Genomic DNA, 16,354 nt, shown 5'->3' with positions numbered 1-16,354 from the left:
GGATGCTGTCATCACATCGTCATGTTGGCGTCATCCAAGGCAGCCTGCTGAAGCATTCACCACGGACGCCTGACCATGAGCCGCCTCGGCCTCGAGCCTTCCATCCACCCGACCGCCATCGTGCGCGACAGCCGCTTCGGCGCCTATACGGAGGTCGGGGCGCGCACCGTCATCTCCGAGACGGTGATGGGCGACTACTCCTACATCGTCCAGGACGGCCAGATCGACATGTCGACCATCGGCAAGTTCTGCTCGATTGCCTCCCATGTGCGCATCAATCCCGGCAACCACCCGATGGAGCGGGCGAGCCAGAGCCACTTCCTCTACCGCGCCTCGCGCTATTTCGACGGCGAGCCCGACGAGGCCGGCTTCTTCGACTGGCGGCGCTCCCATGCGGTGACCATCGGCCATGACGTCTGGATCGGTCATGGCGGCGTGGTGCTGGCCGGCAAGTCGGTCGGCACCGGGGCCGTGGTGGCGGCGGGTGCCATCGTCACCAAGGACGTGGCGCCCTACACGGTGGTCGGCGGCAACCCGGCGCGGGTCATCAAGCGGCGCTTCAGCGAGGCTGTGGCCGAGCGGCTCATGGCGCTGGCCTGGTGGGACTGGGACCACGAGCGGCTGCGCGTGGCCCTGCCGGATTTCCGCAAGCTCGCCGTCGAGGCATTCCTCGAGAAACACGGCGGCTGAGTGTCGCGACGGCGTAGCCTGCCGTCGTTAAGCCTTGTTGTGCGATGCAGCATTGATCCATGTCGTCGCCCCGCGACGCCGTGAACGGAAGAGTGCGGCGGTTCTCGGGTTCCGATGGTGCGGCGCCCATCCTAGAGTGGCGCAAGGCCTCTGCCCTGTCCCCCGACGGAGACCACGTTCCATGTCGCTCTACCGCCTCGACCGGTTCTTCGCCCCGCGCTCGGTCGCCATTGTCGGGGCCACGGACCGGCCGCATTCCATGGGCCAGGCGCTGATGGCCAATATGGCGCGGGCTGGCTTCTCCGGAACGCTCCACCCGATCAATCCCAAGCATGGCACCGTCGGCGGGCTGAAGGCCTTTGCCCGCCTCGCCGACCTTCCCGTCCCGCCCGATCTCGCGGTCATCGCGACGCCGGGCGCAACCGTTCCCGCGCTCGTCGAGGAGGCGGCCCGTCTCGGCATTCCCGCCGCCGTCGTCATCTCGGCGCTGGAGCGCGACCGCTATGACGCGGCGAGCGGCCGTATCGCCGCCGCGGTGAAGGATCGCGGCATCCGCGTCGTCGGGCCGAACTGCTTCGGCGTCATCGCCCCCCATGGCGGGGTCGATGCGAGCTTTTCCTCGCGCAAGACGCGGCCCGGTTCGCTCGCCCTCATCTCGCAGTCCGGCGCCATCGCGGCGGCGCTGCTCGAATGGGCCGAGGTGCGGCACATCGGCTTCTCCGGCGTCGTCACGCTCGGCGACCAGCTGGACGTCGATACCGGCGACTGCCTCGACTATTTCGCCGCCGACTACCGGACCCGCGCCATCCTCGTCTACATTGAGGCCATCAAGGACGTGCGCAAGTTCATGGCCTCGGCCCGCGCCGCGGCGCGTTCGAAGCCGGTGATCGTCCTGAAGTCCGGGCGCAGCTCGGCCGCCGCCAGCGCGGCGAAGTCGCATACCGGAGCGCTGGCCGGCGCCGACGATGTCTATGCCGCCGCTTTCGCCCGTGCCGGCCTGGTGCGCGTCACCGACCTCGACGAGCTGATCGCCGCGGCCGAGACGCTGTCGCGCTACCCGTCCTTCGCCGGCGACCGCCTCGGCATCGTCACCAATGGCGGCGGGCTCGGGGTGCTCGCCGTCGATGCGCTGATGGACCATGGCGGCCGCCTCGCCCGCATCGGCGAGGAGACCAAGACCCGGCTCGACGCAGTCCTGCCGGCGACCTGGTCCGGCGGCAATCCCATCGACATCATCGGCGATGCCGATGCCGCCCGCTATGCGGCGGCCATGGAGGCGGCGCTCGATGACCGCGAGGTCGACGCCGTCCTCGTGATGAACTGTCCGACGGCGCTGCTGCCGAGCCTCGATGCGGCGAAGGCCGTGGCATCGGTCGTCGCCGACCGCAAGAGCCAGGGCGGGCGACTGAAGCCGGTCTTCACGGTCTGGCTCGGTGACCAGGAGGCCGCCACCGACATCTTCGCCAAGGCCGGCCTGCCGAGCTACCCGACCGAATCCGAGGCGGTGCGCGGCTTCATGCATATGGTGCGCTACCGGCGCGGCCAGGACGCACTGATGGAGACCCCGGAAAACACCGCCATCGTGTCGCCCGACGATCTCGCGGCGCTCAGGGCCGAGCTCGGCGCCGCGGTGAAGGCGAGGAAGCGCTGGCTCGATCCGCTGCTGGTCGATCGCATCCTCACCGCCTATGGCATCCCGACGGTGCCGATCGCCGCCGCGCGGACGGCGGAGGAGGCTGTCACCTTCGCCGCACCCTTCCTCGACCAGGGCCAGGCCATCGCGGTGAAGATCCTGTCGCCCGACATCACCCACAAATCCGATATCGGCGGCGTCCGCCTCGGCCTTGCCACCCGCGAGGCGGTGGGTGCGGCGGTGACCGAGATGCTGGCGCGGGTGCGCCGCGACATGCCCGATGCGCGCATCGACGGCGTCATGGTCCAGCCGATGGTCCACCGGCCCGGCGCCATCGAGCTCATCGTCGGCCTCGCCGATGATCCGACCTTCGGTTCGGTCATGCTGTTCGGCCGTGGCGGCAAGGCGGTGGAGCTGATCAAGGATCGCGCCCTGGCACTGCCGCCGCTCGACATGCGCATTGCCCGCGACATGATTGCCCGCACCCGCATATCCCGGCAAATGGCCGGCTATCGCGACGTGCCGCCGGTGGACACGGCCAAGGTGGCGGAGATCCTCGTCAGGCTGTCGCAGCTCGCCGCCGACCTGCCGGAGGTCGCGGAGATTGATATCAACCCCTTGCTGGCGGATGCCGGCTGCATCGTCGCGCTGGATGCGCGCATCGCCGTCGGCGCGCCGCGCGCCAAGGGCCTGGTGCGCGGCGGCCATCCGCGCTTCGCCATCCGCCCCTATCCGACGGAGTGGGAGCGCGACCTCGTCACCGAGAGCGGCTTTGCCTGCCGCATCCGCCCGGTGCGGCCGGAGGACGAGCAGCTCTTCCTCGATTTCTTCAAGCGGGTGAACCCGGACGACGTGCGCCAGCGCTTCTTCGCCCCGGTGAAGGAGTTCACGCACGCCTTCATCGCCCGCCTGACCCAGATCGACTATGCGCGCTCCATGGTGCTGGTGGCGCTCGATCCCGAGAGCGGCGAAATGCTCGGCGCGGTCCGCCTCCATGCCGATCCCGACAACGACAATGCCGAATATGCGATCTCGGTGCGCTCCGACCAGCAGGGCCGCGGCCTTGGCCTGGCGCTGATGAAGCTCATCATCGATTACGGACGGCTGCAGGGCACGCGGTGCATCTATGGCCAGGTGCTGGCAGAGAACGTCAGGATGCTGGCGCTGGCCCGCGACCTCGGCTTCGCCATCGGCGTCGATCCCGACGATTCCGCGCTGAAGAAGGTGGTGCTGGAGCTGGGGTGAGGGGATAGATTCAGGGCCCGATCCAGGCGCTGCCTGGATTTCATAGGAAAGTTGTCCCCATTCTGACGATGGGCGGTATTCTTCCCGGCATGGTCCTGATCTCCGCCCTCCTTCTGCTTGTCGCCCTCGCCCTCGCCTCACCAGCTGTGGCTGATGCCGGCATTGGCGCGGAGCGACCGGTGGCGGTCGCCGAGCTCGCCGTCGAGGGAGGCGGTGACGCGCGTGCCGGTGGCAAGGCGCAGTTCGAGGCCGAGCGAGCCGAGCGCCGTATGGGTGGAGGCCCGCGCGCCGAACACCGTGAACCCGGAATTGGCGAGCTGCTGGAACGAGGCCTCGGCACTGCGCTGCGTGCCGGCCTGGAAGCCATAGGCGAGGCGGGCGAAGGTGAGGAGATCGGCTGTCGGCGCAACAGCCCGAAGGGAATCCAGCCTCATGCCAGCCTCGGCGCGGGCGTTCGCATAGGTGCGGGCGCCATAGGCGAGGGCGAAGGCGCCGGTATTGCCGGGGCCCCAGCTCTCGCGATAGCCGGCGGTGGAGGCGCCGATGACCTCCAGCGCCGCATAGGGCGTCGCGGCGAAGGCCCTGTCGCCGAAGCGGCGTCCGGCCTCGATGCGGCCGCCGAAGGTGTGGACGGTGGGCGCGGAGCGATAGGTCTCGGTCGGGCCGAGGCCGGCGGTGCGGGAGACGTCGAAGCGGTTCCAGCCATAGGCGAGCGCCGCCGAGACATAGCCGGGTCCGAGGCGGGTCGAGCCGTAGAGGCCGAGCTGCGCGAAATCGCCCGAACCGGTGCCGCGGGTGCCGAGGCCATAGGCGGTGCCGCCGCCGGCCAGCGCGAAGCCGATGAGCGTGTCGGGGGAAATGAGGCGGTCGGCGCCTGCCGCCACGCCGTAGAGCGAGGAGGCGGTGCCGGCGGCCCCCGTCGCGGCATCGGAGGCGGTGCGGCCAGCCTGGCCGAAGGACTTGGTCCAGACGCTCCAGCCGGCGGTGACGCGGGCGGCCGGCGTGCGGCCGGTATCGGCCATCTGGATCAGCGACGAGCCGGGGGCAGCGGCAGTGGCGCCGCGGGCGCCGGCCATCGGGTCGAGCATGATCCCGAGGAAGGTCGAGGCGGAGGTGAAGGCGGAGGCCTGCGCGCCGGTGGCGGCTTCGCCGGAGAGGCCGTTCATGGCATTGGCAAGGGGGGCGCCGAAGAGCCCGAGCAAGGGATTGAGGCTGGTCGGCGGGGCGCCCGCGGAGGCGACGATGACCCGGTCAAGCGCCCCGCCGACATTGCGCGCATTGGTGCCTCCGGTGCCGCCGAGAGCGGCGCCGGTCGTGTAGGCGGCGATGGTGATGGAAACGTCGTTCGTGCCGTAGAGGACACTGACCAGCGGCGAGTTGACGGTGCCGAACGTGCCGTTGACGCCGCCCGTGGCGGTGAGCACCGTGTAGCTCTGGCCACCCTGGAACGAGGGCTGCGCCAGGGAGGGCGGCAACACCAGCGCCGCGCCGCCGAGGGTCGCCGTGCCGGTGACAGCCGTCATCGCACAGGTGCAGACGCCGTAGAGGCTGCCGGGTCCGAGGGTGAGATTGCCGTTGATCTGGAGCGTGCCGCCGGACGCGGCGATGGTGCCGCCGGACTGGATCGTCGTGTTGCCGACGCTGCCGAAGCCGGAGAGTATCCCACCAGACTGGATGGTCACGGTCGCCGCGCCGGTCGTGTCGTTCGTCGCCAGTTGAACCATTCCGCCTGTGGTGATGCTGGCATTGCCGGTCGTGCTGTCCTGGATGAATCGCAGGGTTCCATTGCCGGTGATCGTCGCCGACCCGGCGGTGCTGATCCCAGAGAACTCCAGGAAATCGTTGTTGGTGATCGTTGCGTGGTCCGCGGTGCTCCCTTCTCCGAACGCCATACCCCCATTGTTGGTGATCGTCGCCGAGGCGGCCGAAGCGAAGTTCAAAAACAGGAACGCGCCATTGTTGACGATCGTCGCCGATCCGGCGGTGCTGTAGCCAGCGAAGCCCGCATAACCACCGGTCTGGTTGGTGATCGTCGCGGTTCCGGCTGTGCTCGTGTTGTAGAAGGCGAGGGTGCCTCCTGACTGGTTGGTGATGTTTGACGCAGCGGCGCTGCTGCCACCCTCGAAGCTGGTCCGGCCGGCGTTGGTGATGGTGGACGCGTCGGCCGTGGCGCTGTCGATGAAGATGAGGTCGCCCGTGTTGGTGATGGCGGCGGAGCCGGCCTTACTCGTTCCTGAGAACGTCGTCGCGCCGCCCTGGCGGTTGGTGATCGTTGCGCTCCCGGCCGTGCTCGAGTCAACGAAGTTGAGGGTACCGGAATTGTCCAGGTTGGCCGAGCCGGCCGTGCTCTGGTCATAGAAAACCACGGTGCCGGTCGAGGCATTGCCGATCACGGCACTGCCGGCGGTGCTGCTGTATGCGAAAAGCAGGTTACCGTTGTTGGTGATCGTCGCGCTGCCGGCGGTGCTGCTGAAAAGGAATCCCATCTCCCCGGTATTGGTGATCGTCGCCGTGCCAGCGCTGCTGCTGCCCCGGAACGTCAGACGTCTCGTGTTGCCAATGGTGGCCGTCGCGGCCGAAGACTGACCATCGAACTCGAGCTGGCCACCGTTGGTGATGGTGGCAGAGCCGGCGGTACTGGCGTTGTTGAACGTCACCGATGCGTCGTTCATCGCCGAGGTTGCGGTCGTGATGGTCGCCGAGCCGGCCGTGCTGGTGTCCCAGAAATGCAGTGAGCTTGTTGCACTCACGTTGATTGTCGCCGAGCCGGCGGTGCTGGTGTCCCGGAAAGTCAGGACGCCCGGTCCAGTCAGGCCAATCGTCGCCGAACCGGCGGTGCTGCTGTCGTAAAATGTGGCGCTTCCGGCGTGCGTGATCGTGGCAGAGCCGGCGCTGCTGCTGTTTTGGAAGAACAGGCTTCCGTTGTTGACGATGGTGGCGTTACCGGCGCTGCTGGCGTTGGAAAAGACCAGAGTGCCGTTGTTCGTCACGACCGGGGCCGTGTCCACGTTGGTGATCCCGCTGCCCGTGAACGACAGGCCCCCGCCGATCAGAAATTCATAGGAAAGATAGGTCGTGAAATTCCAGCCGCCGAAACTTCCGTAGGCCATATAGCGAAGCACTGACGTCGTATCGCTCATGCCGAATGTGGCGGTGCCGGTCGGTACCGATCCGCCAAGCCAGTTGGTGCCGTCGGTCAGGTTGTCCGAGGAAGGCATCAGTTGCCAGAAGGCGTCGAGGGCTTGCGCCGGAGCGACAGGGGTGCTGACGAGAGCGGTTGAGGCGAGGAATGCGGCGACAAGCTGTCGGGTGCGGCGCGACCGACGAAAAACCGCGCCAAATGCAATGTTCGTCTTCATTATTCACCGGACATGCGTGTAAAAAATTCAATACAGAAATATATCCATACAATGTCGAATCAGCAAATCGTATAAAATTCCGCATACTACTGATGTTAATAGGCGTTCAGCGGGAATTTTCATGAAAGATAAGGGTCGTATTTGTTACGGTCCACGTAATAACAGATCTTCACCGGCATTCGGCGGTCGGATGCACAGAACGGGATGGTCCCGCCGACGCATCGCAGACGCCCCCGCCTGGCCGCGGGCGCCCTTTGATCCAGGGAGGCCGCCAGACGTCCCCCGCCTCACCAGCTGTGGCTGATGCCGGCATTGGCGCGGAGCGAGCGGTGGCGGTCACCGAGTTCGCCGTCGAGGGAGGCGGTGAGGCGGGTGCCGGTCGCGAGGCGCAGTTCGATGCCGAACGAGCCGAGGGCCGTGTGGGTGGTGGCCCGCGCGCCGAACACTGTGAACCCGGTATTGGCGAGCTGCTGGAACGAGGCCTCGGTGCTGCGCTGTGTGCCGGCCTGCCGGGCCGAGAAATGGCCGCGGAAATCCGCGCGCCTGTCGGGCGCCATCTCGATGGTGACACCGATGAGCTGACGGTCGCGTTCCTCGCGCCATTGATCGAAGCGCTGATGGGGCGGCAGGCCATTGGTCGAAAAGGTCAGCATCGGGAAAAATCACTGAGGGAATGAGCCAGACACACACGGGTTGTGACGCAGTTCAACCGAGGTTCGAGGTGCCCGCGATTGCCCTTGCGTCCCTGCACACCCGGTTTGGGCTCCCGCCGCTTGCCCCGCGGCTGCTCCGGAACGAGGCTGTGCCCCACGCCGTTTCACCCCCCGAGGAGCCCCGCCATGAAAGAAGCCGCTGCCGTTGCCGTCATCGACAATCCAGCCGCGCAGCGTTTTGAAGCGAGCGTCGAGGGCCATCTCGCCTTCGCGGACTATCGCATCGCCGGGGGCTCGATCTTTTTCACCCATACCGAGGTGCCGGAGGCGCTCGGCGGTCGCGGCATCGGCTCGGCCCTGATCAAGGCGGGGCTTGCCGCCGCCCGCGAGCGCGGTCTGTCGGTCGTGCCGCTCTGCCCGTTCTTCGCCGCCTGGTTCGGCAAGCATCCGGAGGCTCGCGACCTGCTGCATCCGTCCTACAAGGCGGCGATGGGCGCGTGACCGCCCTCCGGCACAGACGGCTCTGCACCTGCTTTGCCAATGAACGTTCGGCGCTCTAGGCTCGCGCTGTGACCTCAGTGGGGGCTAACCATGATCTACATCGCAGCCATCGGTGTCGCCGCCATCCTGCTCTTGCAGGCGACCGGCATGATCCCTCTGTCCAGCGTCGGCGGACCGCTGACGATCGGCGCGGTCATCATCGGCATCATCCTGGCCGTCGCGATCCACGAAGCCTGGAGCCAGCGGCGCGGCCCGGTCGGCTGGATCGTCAATCTCGTCGTCGCGTTCGTTGGCGGGATGCTCGGCGCGCAGCTCGGCGGCTTCGTCGCATCCATGATCCTTCCCTCCTCGGGTTCGCTGGCGGCGGCCGGTGGCGTGGTCTTTTCCATTGCGCTGGTGGTCAGCGTCCTCAGCGCCGTTGCCGGGGCCTGGGCCGCCATCCAACTGGTCAATCGCTGGCGGCCGGCGCTGGCCCGCTGACGGCCGGCCCGTCGCACCATCCCCTTCGGCCGATTGCCGGTCCTTGGCCAGCCTGCGACTGTGCGGTCTCAACGCCATCGCCCGCGGAGAGACATGATGCCCCGCCACGCGCCCTCGACCCGCCTCATCACCCACGAGGTCTTCAACCAGCCGCCGGACTTTGCGGGGCGGAACCTCTTCACCTCCGATCCGATCCTGTCGCACTGGGCGCTGCGGGAGGGCGGCGACTGGGTCGGCGCGCCGCTCACGGCGCTCGGCGCAGAGCTCGGCCGCGAGGAGGTGCTGGCGGCCGGCGAGGAGGCGAACCGCTATCCGCCGGAGCTCACCGTCTTCGACCGCTATGGCCGGCGCATCGACGAGGTGCGGTTCCATCCGAGCTATCACCGGCTGATGGATCTCGCGATGGAGCATCGCATCCACGCCATCGCCTGGGCCGAGGAGAGGCCGGGCGCCCATGTCGCCCATGCAGCGCTGCTGGCGCTGTTCTCCGAGGTCGAGCAGGGCACGATGTGCCCGATCTCCATGACCTATGCGAGCGTGCCGGCGCTACGCCACCAGAGCGAGGTCGCGGCGCAATGGGTGCCGAAGATCGTCGGCGGCCGCTATGACGCGCCGCTGAGGCCTATCGCCCAGAAGCGCGGCGTCACCATTGGCATGGCGATGACGGAAAAGCAGGGCGGCAGCGACGTGCGCGCCAATACGACGCGCGCCTTCCGGGATGGCGGGGCCTGGCGCCTCGTCGGCCACAAGTGGTTCTGCTCGGCGCCGATGTGCGACGCGTTCCTCACGCTGGCCCAGACCGAGGCGGGGCTGTCGTGCTTCCTCGTGCCGCGCATCAGGCCTGACGGCGAGCGCAACAGCCTCCATGTCATGCGGCTCAAGGACAAGCTTGGGAACAAGTCCAACGCCTCCTCCGAGATCGAGTATCACGACACCCATGCCGTGCTGCTCGGCGAGGAGGGCAGGGGTGTCGCCACCATCATCGAGATGGTCCACCACACCCGCCTCGACACGATCGCCGGAACCATCGGCATCATGCGCATGGCGCTGGCCCAGGCGCACCATCACGTCGCCAACCGCCGCGCCTTCCAGAAGACGCTGATCGACCAGCCGGCCATGCGGGCTGTCGTGGCGGATCTCGCGCTCGAATATGAGGCGGCCGTGGCGCTGACCATGCGGGTCGCCCGGGCCTTCTCCGGAACCTCCGAGCACGAGCGCGCCTTCGCGCGGCTTGCGGTGGCCGTCTCGAAATACTGGCTCACCAAGCGCAACCCGAACTTCGTCTATGAATGCATGGAGTGCCATGGCGGCGCCGGCTATGTGGAGGAAAGCCCCTTGCCGCGGCTGTTCCGCGAGAGCCCGCTCAACGCCATCTGGGAGGGCTCGGGCAATGTCATCGCCCTCGACATCCTGCGCACGCTTCAGCGCGAGCCGGCGGCGCGCGAGGCCTTCGCGGCGGAGGTGATGGCGGCGCGGGGGCAGAGCCCGATCCTCGACACGGCCATCGATGATCTCTTCGGGCTCTTGAAGCGCGTCCCGGCGGAGGCCGATGCCCGGCGGATCGCCGAGCGCATGGCGCTGGTGCTGCAGGCCGTGCTTCTGGTGCAGGGCGCGCCGGCGGCGGTGGCCGATGCCTTCATCGCCACCCGGCTCGGAGCGGAGGGCGGCCGCAGCTTCGGCGTCCTGCCGGCGGCGGCCGATGTGACGGCGATCCTTGCGCGTGTCGCCGCCTGATCCAAGGGCTGGCGCGATCGTGACATGGGCCGGATGGAGCAGCGCTTGACCGCCCCTGCCGCTTCGGGCATCGCTCATGCCCCGTGGTGCGGTGCGGCAGGCGGAGCCCATCGGCCCCCAGGAGAGTGGCATGAACAGCCTTCCGCAGACCGTCGTGTTCGACGCCGATGACGAGGAGACCTTCGTCCCCGCTCTCGGCGAGACTCATGCCTCCCGTGTCAAGGCGATCCTCAAGGCGCATCCGGAGATCCGCGGTCTCATCGGCCGCAATCCCTGGACCGCGGCGATCATGGCGCTGTATGTCTCGACCCAGCTCGGCCTCGCCGCCGTGTTCGGCTGGGCGGGCCTGTCCTGGTGGTGGCTGGCGCTCATCGTCGCCTATGGCTTCGGCGCCTTCCTCAACCACGCGCTCTACGTCGTCATGCACGACGCCACCCACAATCTCATCTTCCGCAGCCGCTTCGCCAACCGCCTCGTGCTGCTGGCGGCCGACTTTCCCTCGGTCCTTCCCGGCGCCATGGGCTTCCGCTCCTGCCACCTCGCCCATCACTCCTATCTCGGCGAGATGGAGCGGGACACCGACGTCCCCTCGGCATGGGAGGCCCGGCTCGTCGGCCATTCCGCCTGGCGCAAGGCGATGTGGTTCCTGTTTTTCCCCGTCTTCCAGCTGCTGCGGGTGACGCGGGTGCGCGGTGTGGTGCCGATGGACGGCTGGGCCATCGCCAACTATGCCGCCAATGCGGCGGTCGCCCTCGGCCTCGCCTATGCCTTCGGCTGGAATGCCGTGGTCTATCTCCTCGCCTCGTTCTGGTTCGCCCTCAGCCTCCATCCGCTCGGGGCGCGCTGGGTGCAGGAGCATTTCACCGGTGACGAGCAGCACGACACGGCCAATTATTACGGCCCGCTCAACGGCATCGCGCTGAACATCGGCTATCACAACGAACACCACGATTTTCCGTCGATTCCGTGGAACCGGCTGCCCGAAGTGACGCGGATCGCGCCGGAATTCTACCTGACGCTGCCCTCGCACCGATCCTGGACGAAGCTGCTCATCACCTTCATCCTCGATCCGAAGCACTCGCTCTGGACCCGCACGGTGCGCCCGGACCCGGCTTCCGCCGCCTGACGTCTGTCCGCGGCAGCCGCCTTCCTGCGCAGACATGGCCTAGACCATCGGGACGAATGGTCGTCGCCGGCAAATGTTCTATGTTGTCCTAAGGGAAATTCCGGCTGGCTGTGGATCCCGTCCGCGGCCTTGCCCAGTCAGGGACAGGCGGGTCCATGCTGCGGGTCATCATCGTTTTCGGTTTGCTGGCGGTCATCGGAGGGGTCGCGACCTGGCGCCCTGATCTCGCCGAGAAGGCCTATCACCAGGCGCAGGCCCTGATTGGCCAGGGCGGCGGCCAGCAGGCCGCTGCGCCCCAAGGGCAGCAGGCCCGGCGCCCCGCGGGACCGCCGCCCGTCTCCGTCACGCTCGGCCGCGTCGAGCGCCGCACCATGCCGATCGAGGTCGAGGCGGTGGGCACCGTCCAGCCCATCGCCGCGCTGCAGATCAAGTCGCGCCTCGACACGCAGGTCGCGCAGGTCCATGTCGCCGAGGGCGCCTCGGTGAAGGAGGGCGACCTGCTCTTCACCCTCGACGACCGGGTGCTGAAGGCCCAGCTCGCCCAGATCGAGGCGCAGATCCTGCGCACCAAGGCGCAGCTCGAACAGGCCGTGCGCGACCGGGAACGCGCCATCGACCTCTCCCGCCGCAATGTCGGCACCGATGTCGCCCGCGACAACGCCATCACCAACGTCAAGGCCGTCGAGGCGCAGCTCGCCTCCGACGAGGCGAACCGCAACTCCATCGCCACGCAGCTGAGCTACACCCAGATCCGCGCGCCCATCTCCGGCCGCATCGGCTCCATCCCCGCCAAGCCCGGCGCCTTCGTGCGCTCGGCCGATGTGGCGGCGATGACCACGATCAACCAGATCGACCCGATCTACATCGCCTTCGCCGTGCCGCAGACGACCTTCTTCGAAATGCGCGCGATGGTGCAGGACGACCCGACCCGCATCCGGGTCGAGGCCCGCGCCGGCAACCGCACGGCGAGCGGGTCCATCGCCTTCGTCGAGAACCAGGTCGACCTCACCACCGGCACGGTGACCGCCAAGGCGCTGATGCAGAACGGCGCCGAGCAGCTCTGGCCCGGCGCCTTCGTGCCGGTGAGGGTCACTCTCGGCACCCAGACTGACGCGGTCGTCGTGCCGGTCATGGCCCTGCAGGTCGGCCAGCGCGGCTCCTATGTCTTCACGGTGAAGGATGGCCGCGCCGCGGTCGCCCACGTCAAGGTCGCTCGCACCATGGGTGACGTCGCCGTCATCAGCGAGGGCCTTTCCGGTGGCGAGCAGGTGATCACCTCCGGTCAGCTGCGCATCGCCAATGGTGTCGCGGTGACCGAGCGAGCAGCCGGCACGGCCGAGGCGCCCGCCGCCCGCGATCCGCAGAGCTGAGGGGAGCACGCCATGATCTCGGAGCTCTGCATCCGCCGTCCCGTCATGACCATCCTGCTGATGGTCTCCTTCCTCGCCGCCGGCATGTTCGGCTACCGGCAGCTGCCGGTGGCGGCCATTCCGCGCGTCGACTTCCCCACGATCCAGGTCACGGCGCAGCTGCCGGGCGCCAGCCCGGAGACCATGGCCTCGTCGGTGGCCCTGGTCCTCGAGAAGCAGTTCTCGACCATTGCCGGCGTCACCTCGATGACCTCGACCTCGTCGCTCGGCAACACCTCCATCGTGCTGCAGTTCGACCTCAACCGCTCCATCGACGGCGCCGCCCTCGACGTGCAGTCGCAGATCTCGACCGCCATGCGCCGCCTGCCGGCCGAGCTGACGACGCCGCCGAGCTTCAGGAAAGTGAACCCGGCCGACCAGCCGGTGATCTTCCTCGCCATTTCGTCGGATCTCGCGCGCCTGTCGGATGTCGACCGCTTCGCCAACTCCACCATCCTGCCGCGCATCGCCTCGCTGCCCGGTGTCGCCCAGGTGCAGATTTTTGGTACGCAGAAATATGCGGTGCGCGTGCGGGCAGACCTCGACCAGCTCGCCGCCCGCGGCCTGACGCTCGCCGACCTGCAGACCGCGCTCACCAACGCCAATTCGAACCGTCCGCTCGGCTCGGTCAACGAGGGCGGTCGTGCCGCGATCCTCGACGCCACCGGCCCGCTGATGCGCGCTGCTGAATATGGCCCGGTGATCGTTGCCTGGCAGAACGGCGCGCCGGTGCGCGTCTCCGACGTCGCGTCACCCATCGACGGCGTCGAGAATGACCGCATCGCTGCCTGGCTCAACGGCAAGCGCGGCATCGTCCTCGCCGTGCAGCGCCAGCCCGACGCCAACACTGTCGAGGTGGTGGATCGGGTGCGCGCGATGCTGCCGCAGATCCGCCAGGAGGCTCCGGCCTCCTACGAGGTCAGCGTGCTGAACGACCGCTCCATCTCCATCCGCGAGTCCGTCGCCGACGTGCAGTTCACGCTGGCGCTGGCGGCGCTGCTCGTCATCATCGTTATCTGGTTCTTCCTGAAGAGCTGGCGTGCGACGCTGATCCCCGCCGCGGCGCTGCCGATCTCCATCGTCGGCACCTTCGCGGTGATGCATGTGCTCGGCTATTCGATCGACAACATCTCGCTGCTCGCCCTGACCCTGGCGGTGGGCTTCGTCGTCGACGACGCCATCGTTATGCTCGAGAACATCATGCGCCATATCGAGGAGGGCATGGACCCCTTCCAGGCGGCGCTGGTCGGCTCGCGCGAGGTGGGCTTCACCATCATCTCCATGACCATCTCGCTGGTCGCGGTGTTCATCCCCGTCCTGTTCATGGGCGGCGTGGTCGGCCGTATGTTCGCGCAGTTCGGCGTGGTCATCTCGGTGGCCATCCTGATCTCCGGCGTCGTGTCGCTGACGCTGACGCCGATGCTGTGCTCGCGCGTCCTCAAGCCGATCGATCACAATCATCGGCCGATATTCCTGCTGCGCTGGTTCGAGGCCTTCTTCACCGCGGTCACCCGCGGCTACGGCTGGTCGGTGCGCAAGGTCGTGGGCGTCCCGGTCATCATGCTCTGCGTGACGCTCGGCACGTTCGGCCTGACCTACGTCCTGTTCCGCGATATCCCCAAGGGCTTCTTCCCGATCGAGGATAACGGCCTCATCACCGCCGCCACGATCGCCCCGGATGACGCCTCCTTCGCCACCATGGTGGAGCGCACGCAGGCACTCGCCGCGGCGATCCGCAAGGATCCCGATGTCGCCCTGGTCATGGCCAATGCCGGCGGCGGCAATGCCGCCAACACGCAGAATGCCGGCCGCCTGTTCATCACCCTGCGCGACAAGCCCGAGCGCAAGGACTCGATCCAGGTGGTCATCAGTCGCCTGCGTCGGCTGGCTGGCGAGGTTCCGGGCATCCAGATCTTCTTCGTACCGGTCCAGTCGATCAATGTCGGCGCGGTGCAGAGCCGGTCGCAGTACCAGTACACGCTGACCAGCCCCGACCTTGAGCAGCTGCGCCATTACGCCCAGCTGGTCGAGGCGAAGATGCGCACGCTGCCGGGCATCCTCGACGTCAATTCGGACCTGCAGATGCGGGCCCGTTCGACCGTCGTCGACGTCAACCGTGACGCTGCCTCGCGGCTCGGCGTCAATGCCGACCAGGTGCGCTCGACGCTCTACTCGGCCTTCGGTGCGCGGCAGGTCTCGACCATCTATGCCTCGGAGGACACCTACCAGGTCATCCTGGAGGCCGATCCGAAGTTCAATGACACGACCACCATGCTCCGCCGCCTGACGGTGCGATCCTCGACGGGCGCCATCGTCCCGCTCGACGCAGTTGCGACGCTGCGCGAACAGCCGACGGCGCTGACCGTCGGCCACCTCGCACAGTTGCCGTCGGTGACCGTGTCGTTCAACCTGCCGCCGGGCATCGCGCTCTCTGAGGCGGTGACGCGGATCGAGGCGGCGGCCCGCGAGGTCGGCCTGCCGGCAACCGTCGCCACGAGCTTCCAGGGCACCGCCCAGTTGTTCCAGCAGGCGGTGGCCAACCAGGGCCTGCTGCTCTTCGCGGCGGTGCTGGTGATCTACATCATCCTCGGCATCCTCTACGAGAGCTTCATCCACCCGCTGACCATCCTGTCGGGCCTGCCGTCCGCCGGTATCGGCGCGCTGCTGACGCTGCAGCTCACCGGCTTCGACCTCTCGGTCATCGCCATGATCGGCCTCGTCATGCTCATCGGCATCGTCAAGAAGAACGCCATCATGATGGTCGACTTCGCCATCGAACGGCGACAGCAAGGCGTGTCGGCGAAGGAGGCGATCATCGAGGCCGCGGTGCTGCGCTTCCGCCCGATCATGATGACGACGCTTTGCGCCATCCTCGGCGCCGTGCCGATCGCCATCGGCCACGGCGCGGGCGCCGAACTGCGCATGCCGCTGGGTGTGGCGGTGGTCGGCGGCCTCGCGGTATCGCAGCTCCTGACCCTCTACATCACGCCGGTCGTCTACCTGATGTTCGACGGTCTCGCGACCTGGCTGTCGCGTCGCGGTAACGCGCCGGAGACGGCCACCGCCGAGGCCGGTGCCGGTGTGCGCCAGCCGGCGGAGTGACGCAACGAGGTGGTCGCGGGGCTGTGACCGGCCCCGCGGCTTGTGCCAATTGACAGACAAGGCGCCGGGGCCCTACGCCTGTCGTCCATGTCGCGTATAGCCGTCATCGCCGACGACCACGGAATGTATCGCATGGGCCTCGCCTTCACGCTGAAGGACAGGCTCGGCTTTGACGACGTCGAGGAGGCCGCCTCGCTGGACGAGGCCCTGTCGCGCCTCGGCGAGACCGACGACATCGCCCTCGCCATTTTCGACCTGTCCATGCCGGGGATGCAGAGCGCCGCCTCGCTGGCCGCGGTGCGCGAATGCTATCCGGACCTGCCCATCGCTGTCGTCAGGGGGGCGGGCCGCCCCCCCCCCCGGCGGGCCGCCCCCCCCCCCGGGGGGGAAGGCGTTTTGCCCCAGGGCCCCCGGGGACACCC

General features: G+C 68.0%; 13 protein-coding genes. 11 read left to right on the top strand and 2 right to left on the bottom strand.

The annotated features are described in order from the left end of the window. Nucleotides 1-75 precede the first annotated feature (75 nt). Both O9344_RS19260 and O9344_RS19255 read left to right on the top strand, forming a co-directional pair. On the top strand, nt 76-690 hold the full coding sequence (locus tag O9344_RS19260; protein WP_298481117.1) for a chloramphenicol acetyltransferase: 615 nt from the start codon (nt 76-78) through the stop codon (nt 688-690). Between the two features lie 181 nt (nt 691-871). Further along, the gene (locus O9344_RS19255; RefSeq protein WP_298481116.1) at nt 872-3,568 is read left to right on the top strand and encodes a bifunctional acetate--CoA ligase family protein/GNAT family N-acetyltransferase; all 2,697 of its coding nucleotides are present in this window, start codon (nt 872-874) and stop codon (nt 3,566-3,568) included. A 137-nt stretch (nt 3,569-3,705) separates the two neighbouring features. Here the strand turns inward: O9344_RS19255 and O9344_RS19250 are convergent, their stop codons facing one another. Continuing rightward, nucleotides 3,706-5,934 (bottom strand): autotransporter domain-containing protein, encoded by a 2,229-nt coding sequence (locus tag O9344_RS19250; protein WP_298481115.1) that lies wholly within the window; start codon nt 5,932-5,934, stop codon nt 3,706-3,708. A gap of 1 nt (nt 5,935) precedes the next feature. Between O9344_RS19250 and O9344_RS19245 the strand changes: the two genes are divergently transcribed. Then, nucleotides 5,936-6,154, top strand: a complete 219-nt coding sequence (locus O9344_RS19245) for a hypothetical protein (RefSeq protein ID WP_298481114.1) — start codon at nt 5,936-5,938, stop codon at nt 6,152-6,154. Between the two features lie 27 nt (nt 6,155-6,181). Next, complete coding sequence (locus tag O9344_RS19240) at nt 6,182-6,418, top strand: hypothetical protein (RefSeq protein ID WP_298481113.1); 237 nt, start codon at nt 6,182-6,184, stop codon at nt 6,416-6,418. 796 nt (nt 6,419-7,214) lie between these two features. On the opposite strand, the gene O9344_RS19235 is transcribed toward O9344_RS19240, so the two are convergent. Beyond that, complete coding sequence (locus tag O9344_RS19235; protein ID WP_298481112.1) at nt 7,215-7,580, bottom strand: hypothetical protein; 366 nt, start codon at nt 7,578-7,580, stop codon at nt 7,215-7,217. A 186-nt stretch (nt 7,581-7,766) separates the two neighbouring features. Between O9344_RS19235 and O9344_RS19230 the strand changes: the two genes are divergently transcribed. From O9344_RS19230 to O9344_RS19200, 7 genes are all read left to right on the top strand, one after another. After that, entirely contained in the window at nt 7,767-8,081 is a 315-nt protein-coding gene (locus O9344_RS19230) for a GNAT family N-acetyltransferase (RefSeq protein ID WP_298481111.1), read from the top strand. A 90-nt stretch (nt 8,082-8,171) separates the two neighbouring features. Beyond that, a complete protein-coding gene (locus tag O9344_RS19225) occupies nt 8,172-8,561 on the top strand; it encodes a hypothetical protein (protein WP_298481110.1) in 390 nt (129 codons plus the stop codon). Between the two features lie 93 nt (nt 8,562-8,654). Then, the gene (locus tag O9344_RS19220; protein ID WP_298481109.1) at nt 8,655-10,295 is read left to right on the top strand and encodes an acyl-CoA dehydrogenase family protein; all 1,641 of its coding nucleotides are present in this window, start codon (nt 8,655-8,657) and stop codon (nt 10,293-10,295) included. Between the two features lie 130 nt (nt 10,296-10,425). Beyond that, a complete protein-coding gene (locus O9344_RS19215) occupies nt 10,426-11,421 on the top strand; it encodes a fatty acid desaturase (RefSeq protein ID WP_298481108.1) in 996 nt (331 codons plus the stop codon). A gap of 155 nt (nt 11,422-11,576) precedes the next feature. Continuing rightward, nucleotides 11,577-12,791 carry an efflux RND transporter periplasmic adaptor subunit gene (locus O9344_RS19210; RefSeq protein ID WP_298481107.1) on the top strand — a complete coding sequence of 405 codons (1,215 nt, stop codon included), beginning with the start codon at nt 11,577-11,579 and terminating at the stop codon, nt 12,789-12,791. A 12-nt stretch (nt 12,792-12,803) separates the two neighbouring features. After that, nucleotides 12,804-15,932 carry an efflux RND transporter permease subunit gene (locus tag O9344_RS19205; RefSeq protein ID WP_298481106.1) on the top strand — a complete coding sequence of 1,043 codons (3,129 nt, stop codon included), beginning with the start codon at nt 12,804-12,806 and terminating at the stop codon, nt 15,930-15,932. 87 nt (nt 15,933-16,019) lie between these two features. Then, nucleotides 16,020-16,354: response regulator (locus O9344_RS19200; RefSeq protein WP_298481105.1), on the top strand; the 335-nt coding region annotated here is incomplete at its 3' end.

This window comes from Phreatobacter sp. (genome assembly GCF_027532945.1).
Taxonomy (GTDB): Bacteria; Pseudomonadota; Alphaproteobacteria; order Rhizobiales; family Phreatobacteraceae; genus Phreatobacter.
Note: the sequence above shows the minus strand (reverse complement) of the source record. Positions and strands in the feature narration are given on the sequence as shown.